This window comes from Collinsella aerofaciens, assembly GCF_001405375.1.
GTDB classification, from domain to species: domain Bacteria; phylum Actinomycetota; class Coriobacteriia; order Coriobacteriales; family Coriobacteriaceae; genus Collinsella; species Collinsella aerofaciens_F.
Genome location: NZ_CYYP01000001.1, coordinates 12,606 through 26,559 on the forward strand (window position 1 = coordinate 12,606; position 13,954 = coordinate 26,559).

General features: G+C 62.4%; 11 protein-coding genes and 1 tRNA gene. 7 read left to right on the forward strand and 5 right to left on the reverse strand.

Translation table 11 applies throughout. The features are described from left to right. The 5 genes from aroC to aroF form a co-directional block, all read right to left on the reverse strand. The coding region (gene aroC, locus ARB25_RS00075) for a chorismate synthase (RefSeq protein WP_070100709.1) at window positions 1–971 on the reverse strand (971 nt) is incomplete at its 3' end. A gap of 1 nt (window position 972) precedes the next feature. Continuing rightward, a complete protein-coding gene (aroA, locus tag ARB25_RS00080; RefSeq protein ID WP_055285107.1) occupies window positions 973–2,292 on the reverse strand; it encodes a 3-phosphoshikimate 1-carboxyvinyltransferase in 1,320 nt (439 codons plus the stop codon). Then, window positions 2,286–3,392 (reverse strand): 3-dehydroquinate synthase, encoded by a 1,107-nt coding sequence (gene aroB / locus ARB25_RS00085; protein WP_055285108.1) that lies wholly within the window; start codon window positions 3,390–3,392, stop codon window positions 2,286–2,288. Before aroB ends, aroA begins: the two co-directional genes overlap by 7 nt. A gap of 36 nt (window positions 3,393–3,428) precedes the next feature. Next, entirely contained in the window at window positions 3,429–4,343 is a 915-nt protein-coding gene (locus tag ARB25_RS00090) for a prephenate dehydrogenase (RefSeq protein ID WP_055285109.1), read from the reverse strand. Window positions 4,344–4,346: 3 nt separating this feature from the next. Further along, window positions 4,347–5,369, reverse strand: a complete 1,023-nt coding sequence (gene aroF / locus ARB25_RS00095; protein WP_022094767.1) for a 3-deoxy-7-phosphoheptulonate synthase — start codon at window positions 5,367–5,369, stop codon at window positions 4,347–4,349. Window positions 5,370–5,573: 204 nt separating this feature from the next. Between aroF and ARB25_RS00100 the strand changes: the two genes are divergently transcribed. The 7 genes from ARB25_RS00100 to mreC all read left to right on the forward strand — a co-directional run bounded on the left by ARB25_RS00100 (window position 5,574) and on the right by mreC (window position 13,953). Then, window positions 5,574–5,650, forward strand: a tRNA-Arg gene (locus tag ARB25_RS00100). Between the two features lie 75 nt (window positions 5,651–5,725). Beyond that, the gene (locus ARB25_RS00105; protein ID WP_055285110.1) at window positions 5,726–8,449 is read left to right on the forward strand and encodes an HAD-IC family P-type ATPase; all 2,724 of its coding nucleotides are present in this window, start codon (window positions 5,726–5,728) and stop codon (window positions 8,447–8,449) included. A 216-nt stretch (window positions 8,450–8,665) separates the two neighbouring features. Then, window positions 8,666–9,808 carry a zinc ribbon domain-containing protein gene (locus tag ARB25_RS00110; RefSeq protein WP_055285111.1) on the forward strand — a complete coding sequence of 381 codons (1,143 nt, stop codon included), beginning with the start codon at window positions 8,666–8,668 and terminating at the stop codon, window positions 9,806–9,808. A 107-nt stretch (window positions 9,809–9,915) separates the two neighbouring features. Next, the gene (locus ARB25_RS00115) at window positions 9,916–10,458 is read left to right on the forward strand and encodes a peptidylprolyl isomerase (protein WP_006236059.1); all 543 of its coding nucleotides are present in this window, start codon (window positions 9,916–9,918) and stop codon (window positions 10,456–10,458) included. 11 nt (window positions 10,459–10,469) lie between these two features. Further along, window positions 10,470–11,774 carry a tetratricopeptide repeat protein gene (locus ARB25_RS00120; protein ID WP_055285112.1) on the forward strand — a complete coding sequence of 435 codons (1,305 nt, stop codon included), beginning with the start codon at window positions 10,470–10,472 and terminating at the stop codon, window positions 11,772–11,774. Between the two features lie 127 nt (window positions 11,775–11,901). Then, window positions 11,902–12,933 carry a rod shape-determining protein gene (locus tag ARB25_RS00125; RefSeq protein WP_006236061.1) on the forward strand — a complete coding sequence of 344 codons (1,032 nt, stop codon included), beginning with the start codon at window positions 11,902–11,904 and terminating at the stop codon, window positions 12,931–12,933. Window positions 12,934–13,011: 78 nt separating this feature from the next. Beyond that, complete coding sequence (gene mreC, locus ARB25_RS00130; RefSeq protein WP_082421788.1) at window positions 13,012–13,953, forward strand: rod shape-determining protein MreC; 942 nt, start codon at window positions 13,012–13,014, stop codon at window positions 13,951–13,953. Window position 13,954 lies beyond the last annotated feature (1 nt).

The window sequence follows — 13,954 nt, forward strand, 5'->3', positions numbered from 1 at the left end:
TCCATAGCTTCCATGTCTACGGTCTGCTGCTCGCGGCCAATTGAGGGCGTCGGCTTTACGGCCATGCGCCACATGACGGGCGCGCCGGTCGAAATACCGCCCAGGATGCCGCCGGCGTTATTGGACTCGACCTCGATCTCGCCGGTCTCGGCATCGATGCGATACGGATCGTTGTTCTCGCTGCCGCGCATGGCGGCCACGGCAAAGCCCATGCCAAACTCCACGCCCTTTACGGCGGGAATGCCAAACGCGATGTGCGCGATGCGGTTCTCGATGCCGTCGAACATAGGGTCGCCGATGCCCGCGGGCAGGCCGTAGATGCCGCACTCCACGATGCCGCCGATGCTGTCGAGTTCATCGCGCGCGGCCAGAATCTCCTCGCGCATGCGGCCGGCTGCGGCGGCGTCAATGCACGGCAGGTCGTTCGTAAGGATAGCCTTGCGGTCGGCCTCTCGATAGACCATATCGTCCATCGGCAGGTCGGAGATGCCGCCGATCTGCGCGACGTGCGCCATGACCTGAATGCCGCGGGCCTCGAGTGCCTGTAGCGCAATGCCGCCGGCGATGCATAGAGGGGCCGTCAGACGGCCGGAGAAGTGCCCGCCGCCGGCGACGTCGTGCATGTTGTGGTACTTCACACGCGCCGGAAAGTCTGCGTGCCCGGGACGGGGCTTGCGGCGCAGCTCGGAGTAATCCTTGGAGCGCGTGTTGGTGTTCTCGATAATCGCGGCGATGGGCGCGCCGGTGGTATGTCCATCGACTACACCGGCGATGATATGCGCGGCGTCGGCCTCGCGGCGTTTGGTCGCGGTCTCGTCGCGACCGGGGGCTCGACGGTCGAGGAAGGACTGTAGCTGCTCCTGGTCCACGGCGATGCCCGCCGGAATGCCATCGAGCGAGCAGCCGATGGCGGGGGAGTGCGACTGTCCGAAGATGCTTAAGTGTAAGACGTTGCCAAAGGTCGAGGACATGCTATTCCTCCTCGAGCGTGACCTTGCCGCCCAGTAGGCGGTAGTGGTCGAAGAAATCGGGATAGGACTTGTTGACGGCCTCGGCGCCGTGGATCACGACCTCGCCGGTGGCGCGGCTCGCGGCGATGGCGGCCATCATGGCGATGCGGTGGTCGTTGTGCGAATCGACCTCACCGCCGATAAAGGCATCGACACCCTTGATGATGAGGTCGTCTCCGGCGATGCGCACCTGTGCGCCCAGCGCGGTGAGCTCGCGGGTGGTGGTGACCAGACGGTCAGATTCCTTGATGCGCAGGCGCGCACAGTCACGGATGAACGTGCGGCCCTGTGCCAGCGAGGCCACGGCTGAGATAACGGGCACCAGGTCGGGAATGTCGTGGGCACTCATCTCAAAGCCGGCAAGCTTGTCGGACTGCACGGTGGCGGCGTTGGTGGAGCGCACGATGCGGGCGCCAAAGCGCGAAAGCGCGGCAAGCACGTTGCGGTCGCCCTGCGCGGAGCTCAGGGACACACCTTCGACGGTGATGGGGTCGGTGCCGATGGCGCCGGCACACAGCCAAAAGGCAGCGTTGGACCAGTCGCCCTCGACGGCCACGTTGCCGGGCGTGCGATACGAGCCACTGCTCACGCGGAAGTTCGTGACCTCGGGCTGGCCGTCCCTGGCGGGAATACGCTCGACGTTGACCTCGACGCCAAAGGCCTTCATGGCCTGGATGGTCAGGTTAATGTAGGGGCGGCTCTCGATGAGGCCGGTCACCTGCACACAGGAGGGCTGGGCGAGTAACGGGGCTGCCAGCAGCAGGCCCGAGATGTACTGGGAGCTCACGTTGCCCGGCAGCACAAAGGTGCCCGGGCGCATGCGTCCGCTCGTCTTGAGCGGAAAACCGCCCAGGCCCTGCAGGTCGCAGCCGGCGGCGATAATCTCGTCCGAGAGCGGGGACAGCGGGCGGGCGCCTAAGCGTCCCTGGCCCACAAAGGTTGCCTCTGCCCCCAGCGCGCAGGCGACGGGCAGCATAAAGCGGAGCGTGGAGCCGCTCTCGCCGCAGTCGAGCGTGCCGCCCGCAAGTGCCTTGAGCAGGCCGAACTCAATACTCTTCATAGTGGGATGGACCTGGAAGCCGTCCTCGACGGTCTCGATGCGGGCGCCCAGCGCCGTGAGGCAGCGCACCGTGGCTTCGATATCGGCGCAGGTGGTGTTGCAAGTGACGTGCGTCTCGCCGTTGGCGAGTGCGGCGCAGATGATGAGGCGGTGCGCCATCGACTTGGATGCGATGGCGGGGACGGTGCCCTTGAGTGGGGAGGGGGTGATGCGGGCTAGCATACGGATGCGTCTCCCTTCTGGCCGAGGCCCTCGGCAATTAAATCATGGAAGGTGGAAAGCGGCGTGCGGTCGATGCTGCAGCGGCCAATGCCGTGCGGAATCACCAGATCGATGGTGTCACCGGCGCGTTTTTTGTCGTGCAGTGCCTCGGCAAAGACGGCATCGGCATCTAGGTCGCAGCGGGTCTTGAGGCCATGGCGTGCGCAGAGTTCCTCAATACGACCGGGCAGTGCGGCATCGCAAATGCCGTGCAGGGCCGCGGCGCGCGTGATGATGCCCATGCCGATCGAAACGCAGTTGCCGTGTCCGAGCTCAAAGTGCTCGCAGGCCTCGACGGCGTGTCCGGCGCTGTGTCCAAAGTTGAGGAGCTTGCGCTGGTTGGTTTCGCGCTCGTCGGCGACGACCACGGCGCGCTTGATGTCGATATTGCGGGCGATGATGAGCGCTACGCGGGCCACATCGCGGTTGAGCAGCTCCAGCGTGAGCGGGGTCTTCTCCAGCTCGGCGAAAAGCTCCGGGTCGGCGATCACGGCGTGCTTGACGACCTCGCCGCAGCCGTCGGCGAACTGCTCGGGCGTGAGGGTGGCCAGGCACCCCACGTCGGCGATAACCACGCTCGGCTGCCAAAAGGCGCCGGCCAAGTTCTTGCCGGCAGCCAGGTCGATGGCGGTCTTGCCGCCCACCGACGAATCAACCATGGCGAGCAGGCTCGTCGGGATCTGCACAAACTTGCAGCCGCGCATGTAGGTGGCGGCCACAAAGCCCGCCGCGTCGCCCACGACGCCGCCGCCGAGTGCCACGATCACGTCGGAGCGCGAAAGCTCGTGCTCGGCTACAAACTCCAAAATGGCAACGTAGGTCTCGGCGTGCTTGTGTGCCTCGCCTGCCTCGAAGGTGCAGATGCTCACCTCGTAGCCCGACGCCTCCAGGCTCTGCTTAACGGGCATCTGGTAGAGCGGGCCCACGTTGGTGTCCGTCACGATGACGGCCTTGGTGCCGCCGGCAGTGGCGCGCACGAGCGGTCCCGCCTGCTCCAGCAAAAACGTGCCAACATGCACCTGGTAGGGGCGTGCAGTGTCGATATCGATGGTAATCGCCATAAGCTTCGGTCCTTTCGACCTGGCGTGATAGGTGGTTTAGTGGGAGGCCTCGTCGTCGAGCGCGCGCTTGATACGGTCGCCCTCGGCAAGGAGGTTCTCCAGATAGCGCTGGTCGTGGTCTTTGAGCGCTCGGCTGTAGGCTCCGAGTGCCTCGATCAGATGGTCGATCTCGAAGGCGAGCGCGTCGGCGTCGTCGATCATGAGCTCGGACCACATTTGCGGGTTGAGGTGCGCCACGCGGGTGAGATCGCGGTAGCTACCGGCCGAAAAGCCGTGGTGAACCTGGGCGGTGGGGCTTTTGACGTAGGCGTTGGATACCACGTGCGCAAGCTGGCTCGTGAAGGCGATGACGCGGTCGTGCTCGGCGGCGCTGGTCACGCTGAACTTGCCAAAGCCCAAGGGGCGCACCATCTCGCGCACCTGGCCCAAAAGCTCCAGCTTGAGCGCATCGTCTACCGCGGGCGGTACGAGCACCAGCGGGGCGCCCTGGAACAGGTCGGCACGAGAGTTAGCGTAGCCCGAGTACTGCGTGCCCGCCATGGGGTGCGCGCCCACAAAGTAAAAGCCGTGCTCGCGGGCAAGCTCAAAGGCGCGCTCGCACACAATGCCCTTGACGCCCACGGTGTCGATCACCACGGGACCCATGATGGCGTCGGTGTCGGTGGCGTCGGCGAGCGCCTGGGCGTGCGCCTCGAGCCACTCGATGCATGCCTCGGGATAGCAGGCAAGGACGATGATGTCGCATTCGCCGAGTGTCTTGTCGTTGAGCTCTCCGTCGACAGTGCCCATGCTGGCGGCCGTCATGACATCGTCATCGGGGTCCCAGGCCAGCACGCGAACGCCCGCCTGTGCATAGCCGCGGGCAAAGCTGCCGCCGATGAGGCCAAGGCCGACGATGCCAGCGCACTTAGGGCCGCCCTGGTTAACGCGCGCGTTTCGCACCGTACCCATGGTTTACTCCATGGTCTCTTGGCAGACAACCTCGCGGATGGCGCGGATGCGGCGCATGGTGTCGTCGAATTGATCGGGGGTGAGGGCCTGGGCGCCGTCGGACCAGGCGCGGCTCGGCTCGTCGTGGACCTCGATCTCCAGGCCGTTGGCACCGCAGGCGGTCGCAGCGAGCGCCATGGGCTCGACGTAGCGGGTGTAGCCGGTGGCGTGGCTGGGGTCGGCAACGACAGGCAGGTGTGACAGGTGGTGCAGCACCGGCACGGCGTTGAGGTCGAAGGTGTTACGGGTGCGGGTCTCGAAGGTGCGGATGCCGCGCTCGCACAGGATGACGTTGTCGTTGCCCTCGCTCATGATGTACTCGGCTGCCATAAGCAGCTCGTCGATCGTGCCGGACATACCGCGCTTGAGCAGAATCGGGGTCTGGGTCTTGCCGACCTCCTTGAGCAGGGGGAAGTTCTGGGCGTTGCGGGCGCCGATCTGCATGACGTCAATCTTCTTGTCCAAGAAGACCTGCACGTCGCGTGGATCCATGATCTCGGTGACGATCGGCATGTCGAGCTCGGCAGACGCCTCGCACAGCAGGTCGAGGCCGGCGGGGCCCATGCCCTGGTAGGCGTAGGGGGAGGTGCGGGGCTTGTAGGCACCGCCGCGCAGCATCGTGGCACCGGCGGCCTTCACGCGGCGGGCGATGCGGATGAGGTTCTCGCCCTCGACGGAGCACGGGCCGGCGATGACCTGGAACTGGTCGCCGCCGATCTTGACGCCGTGGCCGCAGTCGATGACGGAGTCCTCGGGGTGGAATTTACGGTTGGCGCGCTTGAACGGCTCGGAGACGCGCTGCACGCGCTCGACGACATCCATGGACTCGAGCAGGAACGGGTCGATCTTGGTCGTATCGCCCACCAGGCCGATGATCGTCTCGTTCTCGCCGCGCGAGACATCGGTCTTCAGACCCTTTTTCTCAATCCAGCTGACGATATGGCTTACGGCCTCGTCGCTGGCGCTCTGCTTTAAAATTGCAATCATGGTGTGCCTCTCACCTCGATGGATAACTTTTGCAAAAACGGCCCGCATCGCGAGCCGTGTATATATGGTGCATGAGAGTTTATACTATCTGACTCGCTTTTGCCTTCTAAAGTGGGCCGTTGCGGCTCGTCTTCCTCGGAATTGCAAAGCTTTTTCTTTTATTTTGATAGCCCGTGGTGCACTTGGGTATAATGCCAACCGTTGGCCCTATTAGCTCAGGGGATTAGAGCGTCTGCCTCCGGAGCAGAAGGCCGTTGGTTCGAATCCAACATGGGGCACCATCGAACGTAAGACCGTCCGAACCTCGCATGGTCCGGGCGGTTTTCTTATACCGACGCGACGTGATGGGACGTGGTATGGCAGCAACGGATATCGAGCGCGGACTCTCAACCGCCGAGGTCGAGGAGCGTATCGCCGCCGGTAAAATCAACCGCAACATGGAACTCAAGACCAAGTCGGTCAAAGAGCTCATCATCGAGAACCTCTGCACGCTGTTCAATTTGATCAACGTGATCTTGGCTTTCCTGGTCATTTTGACCGGTTCGTTTAAGAATCTGACGTTCCTGTTCGTGGTGTTCTTGAACACCGCTATTGGCGTCATTCAGTCCATGCGTTCCAAGAAGATGGTCGATAAGCTCACGCTGCTGACCTCCAAGAAGGCCATCGCGGTGCGCGATGGCGCCGAGGTGGAGCTCGACCTGGACCAGATCGTGCTCGACGACATCATCCGCCTGGGGCGCGGCGACCAGATTCCCGCTGACGCCGTGGTGGTTTCGGGCGAGGCGCTCGTGAACGAGAGCCTGCTGACGGGCGAGAGCGACCTTATTAAGAAACAGCCCGGTTCCGAGCTCATGAGCGGCAGCTTTATCGACTCGGGCCTGCTGCGCGCCCGCGTGATCCATGTCGGCGCCGACAACTACGTGGCCAAAATTAATAACGAGGCCAAGTACGTCAAAAAGGTCAATTCCGAGATCATGAACGCGCTTAACGCCATCGTGCGCTTTGCGAGCATCATCATGATTCCGCTTGGCCTGGCTCTGTTCGCCTCGAGTGTAAGTGGGCTGTGGGATGCCGCGGGAACCCCGGGCGATAGCGCGCTTTCGTGGTGCTTCTCCGAGCTGTTGGCTGGTCATGTGCCTTCGTCGGCGCTGCTGTCCACGGTGGGCGCCCTGCTGGGCATGATCCCGCAAGGCCTGGTGCTGCTGACCTCGTCGGTGCTCGCCATCGCCACGGTGCGCCTGGCCCGCCGCAAGGTGCTGGCGCAGCAGCTCTACTGCATCGAGACGCTCGCGCGCGTCGACGTGCTGTGCCTGGACAAGACGGGCACCATCACGTCGGGTCGTATGGAGGTCGAGGGCACCTACCCGCTGCCTGTTGAGGGTGTTGGCTTTGGCGTGGACTCGGAGGAGGCGGCTGTTCCCGTCGATACCACAGTGCTCGATTTTGCGCTGGCTAACGTCGCGCGTGCGACTTCGGCCGATGCCAACGAGACCTGCCAGGCGCTGCTCAACTATTACGCCGATCGCCCGGTCGAGGTGTCTGAGCCGCTGTCGGTCATTCCGTTCTCGTCGTCTAAAAAATGGAGTGGCGCTTCTTTTGCGCAGGGCTCCTATGTGATGGGTGCCGCGCAGTTTGTGCTCTCTGATCGTGTGTTTTCGCAGGTCGAGAACCGTGTCGCCGAGCTTGCCGATACCTGCCGCGTGCTCGTGGTGGCGCGCGTGGACGGCTTTACGCCCGATGGGGATCTGGTGGGCGAGGCCGAGCCCGTGGGCTTTGTGACCATCCGCGACGAGATTCGTACCTCGGCGGCCGAGACCATCGGCTACTTTAACGAGCAGGGCGTGACCCTCAACGTGATCAGTGGCGACGACCCGCGTACGGTGTCGTCGATCGCGCGCGTGGTGGGCGTGCCGGGGGCGGACGCTTATGTGGACGCCACGACGCTCGATACACCGGCCAAGCTTGATGCCGCAGTGGACCGCTACCATGTCTTTGGTCGTGTGACCCCGCAGCAGAAGCGCGAGCTCGTGCAGGCGCTCAAGCGCCGCGAGCACACCGTGGCCATGACGGGCGACGGCGTCAACGACGTGCTAGCGCTCAAGGAGGCCGACTGCTCCGTCGCCATGGCGGCCGGCTCCGATGCCGCGCGTAACGTGGCCGAGATCGTACTCGTCGACAACGACTTTGCCTCGATGCCCGCCGTGGTGGCCGAGGGCCGTCGCTCCATCAACAACCTGCAGCGTTCGGCCTCGCTGTTCCTGACCAAGACGCTGTTCTCGATGGGCCTGGCGGCGCTGTGCATCGCGCTGCCGCCGTACCCCTTCGAGCCCATCCAGATGACGCTCATCAACTTCTTCTGCATCGGCGCGCCGGGCTTTGTGTTGGGCCTGGAGCCCAACAATGCTCGCGTGAAGGGATCGTTCCTGACGAACGTACTCAAGCGTGCACTACCGGCGTCGATTGCGGTCATTTTGGCTGCGGCGCTCGATATCTTTGTGGCGCGCGTGTTTGGCTTTAGCCAGCTTACGCTGTCTACGATGTGCCTGCTTACGTCGTGCGCGGCGAGCGTCAGCCTGATCTGGCGCATCTCGCAGCCTCTCACGCCCTTACGTGTGGTGCTCTTTGTGTTTGTAGTCGCCGGCATCTTGGTGGGCGTTATCGGATTCCCGGAGCTGCTGTCTATTGCCAACCTGTCGATGGGCCAGATGGTTATCTTGGCTGTCATCGTGGTCTTTACCTGCTCGGTGTTCTTTAAGCTCGCCACGATGATGGATTCGCTCAAGCCGCGTCGTCGTCATGCTGCAACTGGTTTTGGCCGCGGTGTGCGCGTCCACCTGGGTCGCGGTGGCGGCAAGGTGAGCTCGACGGGTTCGACGGCCGAGCGTTTTGCCAAGCGCTTCGCCGCCGACATGGCGCAGCGCCGCGAAGATCGCACCGCTCGCGAGGCCGAGGCCCGCGCACTCGAGGGAGTGGCCCAGGCCCAGCCCAAGAAAAAGAAGAGTACCGGAGCCAAGCGCTCTCGCGTGACCAAGTCCGCCCAAGGCATCAAAGTTTCGATGCCAAGCAAAAAGAAGAAGTAACCACACCTCACAGGGTAGCTAATTTGGGACGGGGCTTTTTTAGCTGCCCCGGCTGACAACGCGATCGGTTTGGTCGATTGACGGCCAGGGCAGCTAAAAAAGCCCCGTCCCAAATTAGCTACCCTGCGATGTTGAATTGGTGCCTTGCTCCTGTGGGGCCGTGGCGATGTTATGCTCTAACCTCGATTGTTTGAATTGCTTCGAAAAGAGGATGCCGTGATCTGCCCGCATTGCCTTAAGACTATCGAGGACGGCGCCTCGTTCTGCCCCTACTGCAACGCCTATGTGGGTCCGGGCGATGGCCCCGAGCACACCGAGTTCGTGTTCTGTGAGGGCTGCGGTGCCCGTCTTTCTCCGCATGATCGTACGTGCCCCAAATGCGGACGCCCCGCTCCGGGTATCCTCTCCGAGGACGCGGCCGCATCCGACTTGGCTGCGGGCCGCACGGCGGGTTTTCCGCGCCTAACGCAAGAGCAGATCGATACCGAGGTGCCTCATGCGCCCGCCTCGGCTGCCGCGGTTCTTTCGGACGCCGCCGATCCTAACGAGACCTGCGTGCTGCCGGCTTTCGATAAGGATTTCGGTATCCCCAAGGTCGATATTCCCACGCCCGTTTCCCTGCATGACGATGCTCAAAAACCCAAGCGCAAGGTGCATCCCGACGAGGACGCCTATCACAAGCACAAGCGTCATATCCCCAAGCCGCTCATCGTCATCGCGGTCCTTGCCGTCGTTTGCGGCGGTGCCTATTGGTTCGTGACGGCCGATCCCATGGGTGTCATGCCTGGCTTCTATGACCAGTTTGGCCAGGCCGCGCAGACGACCTTCCCCACGCGCCAAAAGGGCGAGGCGACTGAGGACGATACCAAGCAAGACGATTCTGCCGAGGTGGTCCAGGAAGAAACCGTGCTCACTGATGATCAGCTCTATACCAGGCTCGACGGTCTGTATCAGACCATCGTGTCCTACGGTGACGAGGACCAGATCGGCGAGGTCATCGATTCCTTTAACAACGGCTATCTCCAAACGCCGCTGTCCACCCGTCAGGAGTTGTCGCAGAGTGCCTACGCCCTGCGCGACCAGATCAAAAAGACGCAAGATGAGCTCAACAACCTTAAGTATCAGGACGATACGGTTTATGCGGACGACATCGCCCACTTAAAGCAGCTTGCCGAGTGGATGTACGAGCGCGTCGACGTGATCTGCCAGAGCTGGGACATCTCGCTGGCCATTCCCGATGGCGAGTCGATGAGTTCCCACCAAAGCGAGATCCTTGCGCCCATCGCACAGGGCGGCAACAGCGCGCTGAATCAGTACGACGCCAACGTGGGCTCCTGGAAGCCGCAGCAGCGTTCCTAAAATTAGTTCGCCATAGTCGGCATAACCTACGTGCGCAATTGATGTAAGCGCATGCTTATTGCTACAATTCGTACAAATATGCTTTAAACGCACGAGGAAGGAACCACATGTTTGGTTTTAAGAAAGAGCTCTACACGCCCGAGTATCAGCTTGCCGGCGACGAGTGCGCCGTAATCGAGACGTCGAAGGGTACCATCAAGGTCAAGTTTGACGGCGAGGGCGCTCCCATTCATGTCGCGAACTTCTGCGAGCTTTCCACGATGGGTTTCTATGATGGCCTTAAGTTCCATCGTTATGTTCCCGGCTTCGTCATTCAGGGTGGCGACCCCAATACCCGCGATATGTCCGGCGCGGACGTCGCTGCCGGTCTTGAGGGCCCCGATGGCATGCCCGGTACCGGTGGCCCCGGCTACTGCATCAAGGGCGAGTTTGCCACCAATCCGCGCAACAGCCATGTCGATGGTGCCCTTGCCATGGCACGCTCCATGGACCCCGATTCCGCGGGTTCGCAGTTCTACTTCTGCCTGGGCGCCCAGCATAACCTCGATTCCGGTTACACCGTCTTTGGTACCACGGTCGAGGGTCTCGATGTGATTTCGCAGCTGCGTGCCGGCGACGAGATCGTCCATGTCGAGATCGTTCACGAGTAAAGGGGACTTCCTTGAATAGCCAGCTGATCCAACAGGGCCGCGCCGCTTACCGCGCGGGTGATTTTTCCGCTGCAGCCCAGATGCTTGGGGCGGCAAAGACTCCCGATGAGATTATGGGCGAGGCCGATCACCTTCGTGGCAACGCCTTGATGCACCTGGGCATGTATGCCGAGGCCGCCGAGGCTTATGCTGCCGCCCTCAACGACGGCACCTACGGCAAGCGCGGCGCGCTGCTCACCAACCGCGGCAAGGCGCTCGCCGCCGTGGGCGACTACACGACGGCCGCCCAGGCGTTCTCTGCTGCTACGCAGGATGCTTCCTATGCCACGCCGTTCAAGGCCTATCTGGGCCTGGGCAATGCGCTGTTCCAGTCGGGCGATTATGCCAACGCGGGTACTGCCTTCCGTCAGGCTGCCATCGACGGCGCCAATCCGGCTCCTGCCGCCGCACTCGGCGAGCTCGGTCGTTGCTTCATTAAGCTCGGCCGTCCGGCGGATGCCGTGGAGACCTACCGCACGGCTATCGACTTTGCCGGCCCCCGCGACGACACGCGTGCGCTCAATGCCGGCATGGGTCAGGCGCTTTCTGCCGCCGGCCGTCCCTCCGACGCACTCGACGCCTTTAACGCCGCTACTGCCGATGGCATCTACCAGCTCACTTCCGAGCAGGCCGATGAGCTTGCCCGCGTGCATGATTCGCTTGCCGCACTGTCTGCCCAGACGGCTATGGCCACGGCTCCGGCGCCCGCGATGGACGCTCCTGCCGTCGATCCGCTCGATCCTACGGGCGCGACCGGTCAGTTTATGCCCGATCCCTCGGACACCGGCTTCTTTACGCTGTCCGAGTCCGAGATGGTCCAGCAGGACCGTCAGGATCGTAAGCAGGCCAAGGTCCGTCGTCGCCATCGCCACACGGGTCTCAAAGTCTTCATCGTGCTGCTTCTGCTCATTTTGATTGCTGCGGGCGGTCTGGGCTTTGCCTACACGCGCGGCTTTGGCTTCCCCTCGCAGGAGTCTGTCGTTTCCGATCTGTTCCAGGCTGCCGGCGACGGTGACAGCGCAAAGGCCGAGTCTTGCCTGGCCTCGAGCCTGTCCGAGGACGCCAAGTCGATGATCATCTCCTCGATTCCGCAGGGCGCCACCGTGTCCGTCGAGGGCATGGATCAGTCCATGACCGAGACGACCGCCAAGGTCAAGGCTTCGCTGTCCAAGGGCGGCGAGCAGGAGTACACCGTCAAATTCGTGCGCTCCGACAATCATATCGGCTGGGCCGTTTCCTCGCTCGATATGGATTTCTCGGCTGCTGACAACCAGTAGTGACCTTATGGGATTTAGCTTTGCCCGGCGCTTCACCGCAAGTGAGGTGCCGGGCTTGCGCTAGTATCATGAGCTAGTAGTTTTCCAGCAATCATCCAACACATCAGGAGTTGCGTTGTTTTCTTTGATGGATATGTTCTTCGGTAGCTATGCGGGCGATCTTGCCATCGACCTCGGCACCGCAAATACGCTTGTCTCCGTGCGCGGCAAGGGCATCGTCATTCGCGAGCCCTCTGTCGTCGCCATCGATAAGAACGACGAGCGCATCCTGGCGGTCGGTATCGAGGCAAAGCGCATGCTCGGCCGTACGCCCGGCAACATCGTGGCCGTTCGTCCCCTGAAGGACGGCGTCATCGCCGACTTCGATGTTACCGAGGCTATGCTTCGCTATTTTATCGACAAGGCGTCCGAGAAGCGCTATCCGTGGACCCCGCGTCCGCGCGTTGTCGTCTGCGTTCCCTCCGGCGTCACGTCGGTCGAGAAGCGTGCTGTCTTTGAGGCCACGATCCAGGCTGGCGCTCGCCAGGCCTACCTGATCGAGGAGCCTATGGCTGCCGCTATCGGCGCCGATCTGCCCGTCGAGGAACCCACCGGCTCCATGGTCATCGACATCGGTGGCGGTACCACCGAGGTTGCCGTTATCGCTATGGGTGGCATCGTCGTCTCGCAGTCCATCCGTATTGCCGGCGACGAGTTCGATCAGGCCATCCTCACGCACGTTCGTGATGCCTACAACTTGGCCATCGGCGAGCGTACGGCAGAGGACATCAAGATCAAGGTCGGCTCCGCCGTGCCGCTCAAGGACGAGCTCGACGTCGAGGTCAACGGCCGCGACGTGATCACCGGTCTGCCCAAGACCGTGCGCATCGAGAGCGAGGAGATTCGTCGCGCGCTCAACAAGCCGCTCGACGAGATGGCCAAGGCCGTCAAGGACGCACTCGACGCTACGCCTCCCGATCTTGCCTCGGACCTTATGTACTACGGCATTTTGCTGACTGGTGGCGGCGCGCTGCTGCGCGGTCTCGACGTGCGCCTGCGCGATGAGACCGGTGTTTCGGTCAACGTCAGCCCCACGGCGCTCGATAACGTCGTTAACGGCTGTGCCCGCGTGCTCGAGGCCAATGCGTTTGATGGCGGCTTCGTCCAGACCAATGCTTAATTTCCAAAAGGTGGATTCCATTTGGCACGATCTTCGGGTTTCTCCACAAATCTGAATACCAAGCGACAATCAACGGGTATGCGCCCGTTGATTGTTTTCAGCCTGATTTCGGTGTTGCTGCTCACGTTTTACATCCGCGAGGGCGAGGCAGGACCGATTCATGCCGTGCGTTCGGGCGTGACGACGATTACCTCGCCGGTGCGCTTTGTGGGCTCGGCTGTGGCGGCCCCCTTCAATGCGATCGGCAACGTGTTCTCTAACCTTACGGCGTCGCAGGACACGCTTGACGAGCTTAAGAAGCAAAACGAGGAGCTGACCTCTAAGGTTGCTGAGCTCTCCGAGGCTCAAAAGACCGCCGAGCGTCTGGAGGGGCTGGTCGGCCTGCAGTCGACCTACAACCTCAAATCGACCGCTGCTCGTATCGTTGGTGCCTCGGGCGATGCCTGGACCTCGACCGTAACCATCGACAAGGGCTCTGCCGACGGTCTTACCATCAACATGCCCGTGACGAGTTCTGCCGGTGTTATCGGTCAGATTATCGAGGTATCGGCCAAGACCTCTACCGTGCGCCTTATTGGCGACGAGAACTCGGGTGTGTCCGCCATGGTACAGGACACGCGCGCCCAGGGCATGCTGCAGGGTCAGGCTGACGGCACGCTGCGTCTTGAGTACGTGAGCGTCGACTCCGATGTTAAGGTTGGCGACATCATCGTGACCTCGGGCATTGGCGGTGTGTTCCCCAAGGGTCTACCGCTTGGCACCGTCTCGTCGGTCGAGAAATCGGCAAACGACGTGTACTACACCATTGTGGTGCGCGCCCAGACCACGGCCGAGAACAACGAGGAAGTGCTGGTCATCACCTCGCTGACCGACGAACAGTCGGCCTCGGATGAGGACGTGAGCACGGCCAACAGCACGCCGCAGGGAACGTCGCGCGATGCTGCGACCAAGACGAAGGACGAGAGCTCGGATGACAGTTCCGACACGTCCGAGACGACCGATTCCGGCTCGAGCGAATAGG

Coding starts and splice junctions, on each gene's coding strand:
- ARB25_RS00115 (WP_006236059.1), top strand. CDS start 9,916: ATGTTTGGTTTTAAGAAAGAGCTCTACACGCCCGAGTATCAGCTTGCC.
- aroF (WP_022094767.1), bottom strand. CDS start 5,369: ATGATTGCAATTTTAAAGCAGAGCGCCAGCGACGAGGCCGTAAGCCAT.
- ARB25_RS00125 (WP_006236061.1), top strand. CDS start 11,902: ATGGATATGTTCTTCGGTAGCTATGCGGGCGATCTTGCCATCGACCTC.
- ARB25_RS00105 (WP_055285110.1), top strand. CDS start 5,726: ATGGCAGCAACGGATATCGAGCGCGGACTCTCAACCGCCGAGGTCGAG.
- aroA (WP_055285107.1), bottom strand. CDS start 2,292: ATGCTAGCCCGCATCACCCCCTCCCCACTCAAGGGCACCGTCCCCGCC.
- mreC (WP_082421788.1), top strand. CDS start 13,012: ATGCGCCCGTTGATTGTTTTCAGCCTGATTTCGGTGTTGCTGCTCACG.
- ARB25_RS00090 (WP_055285109.1), bottom strand. CDS start 4,343: ATGGGTACGGTGCGAAACGCGCGCGTTAACCAGGGCGGCCCTAAGTGC.
- aroB (WP_055285108.1), bottom strand. CDS start 3,392: ATGGCGATTACCATCGATATCGACACTGCACGCCCCTACCAGGTGCAT.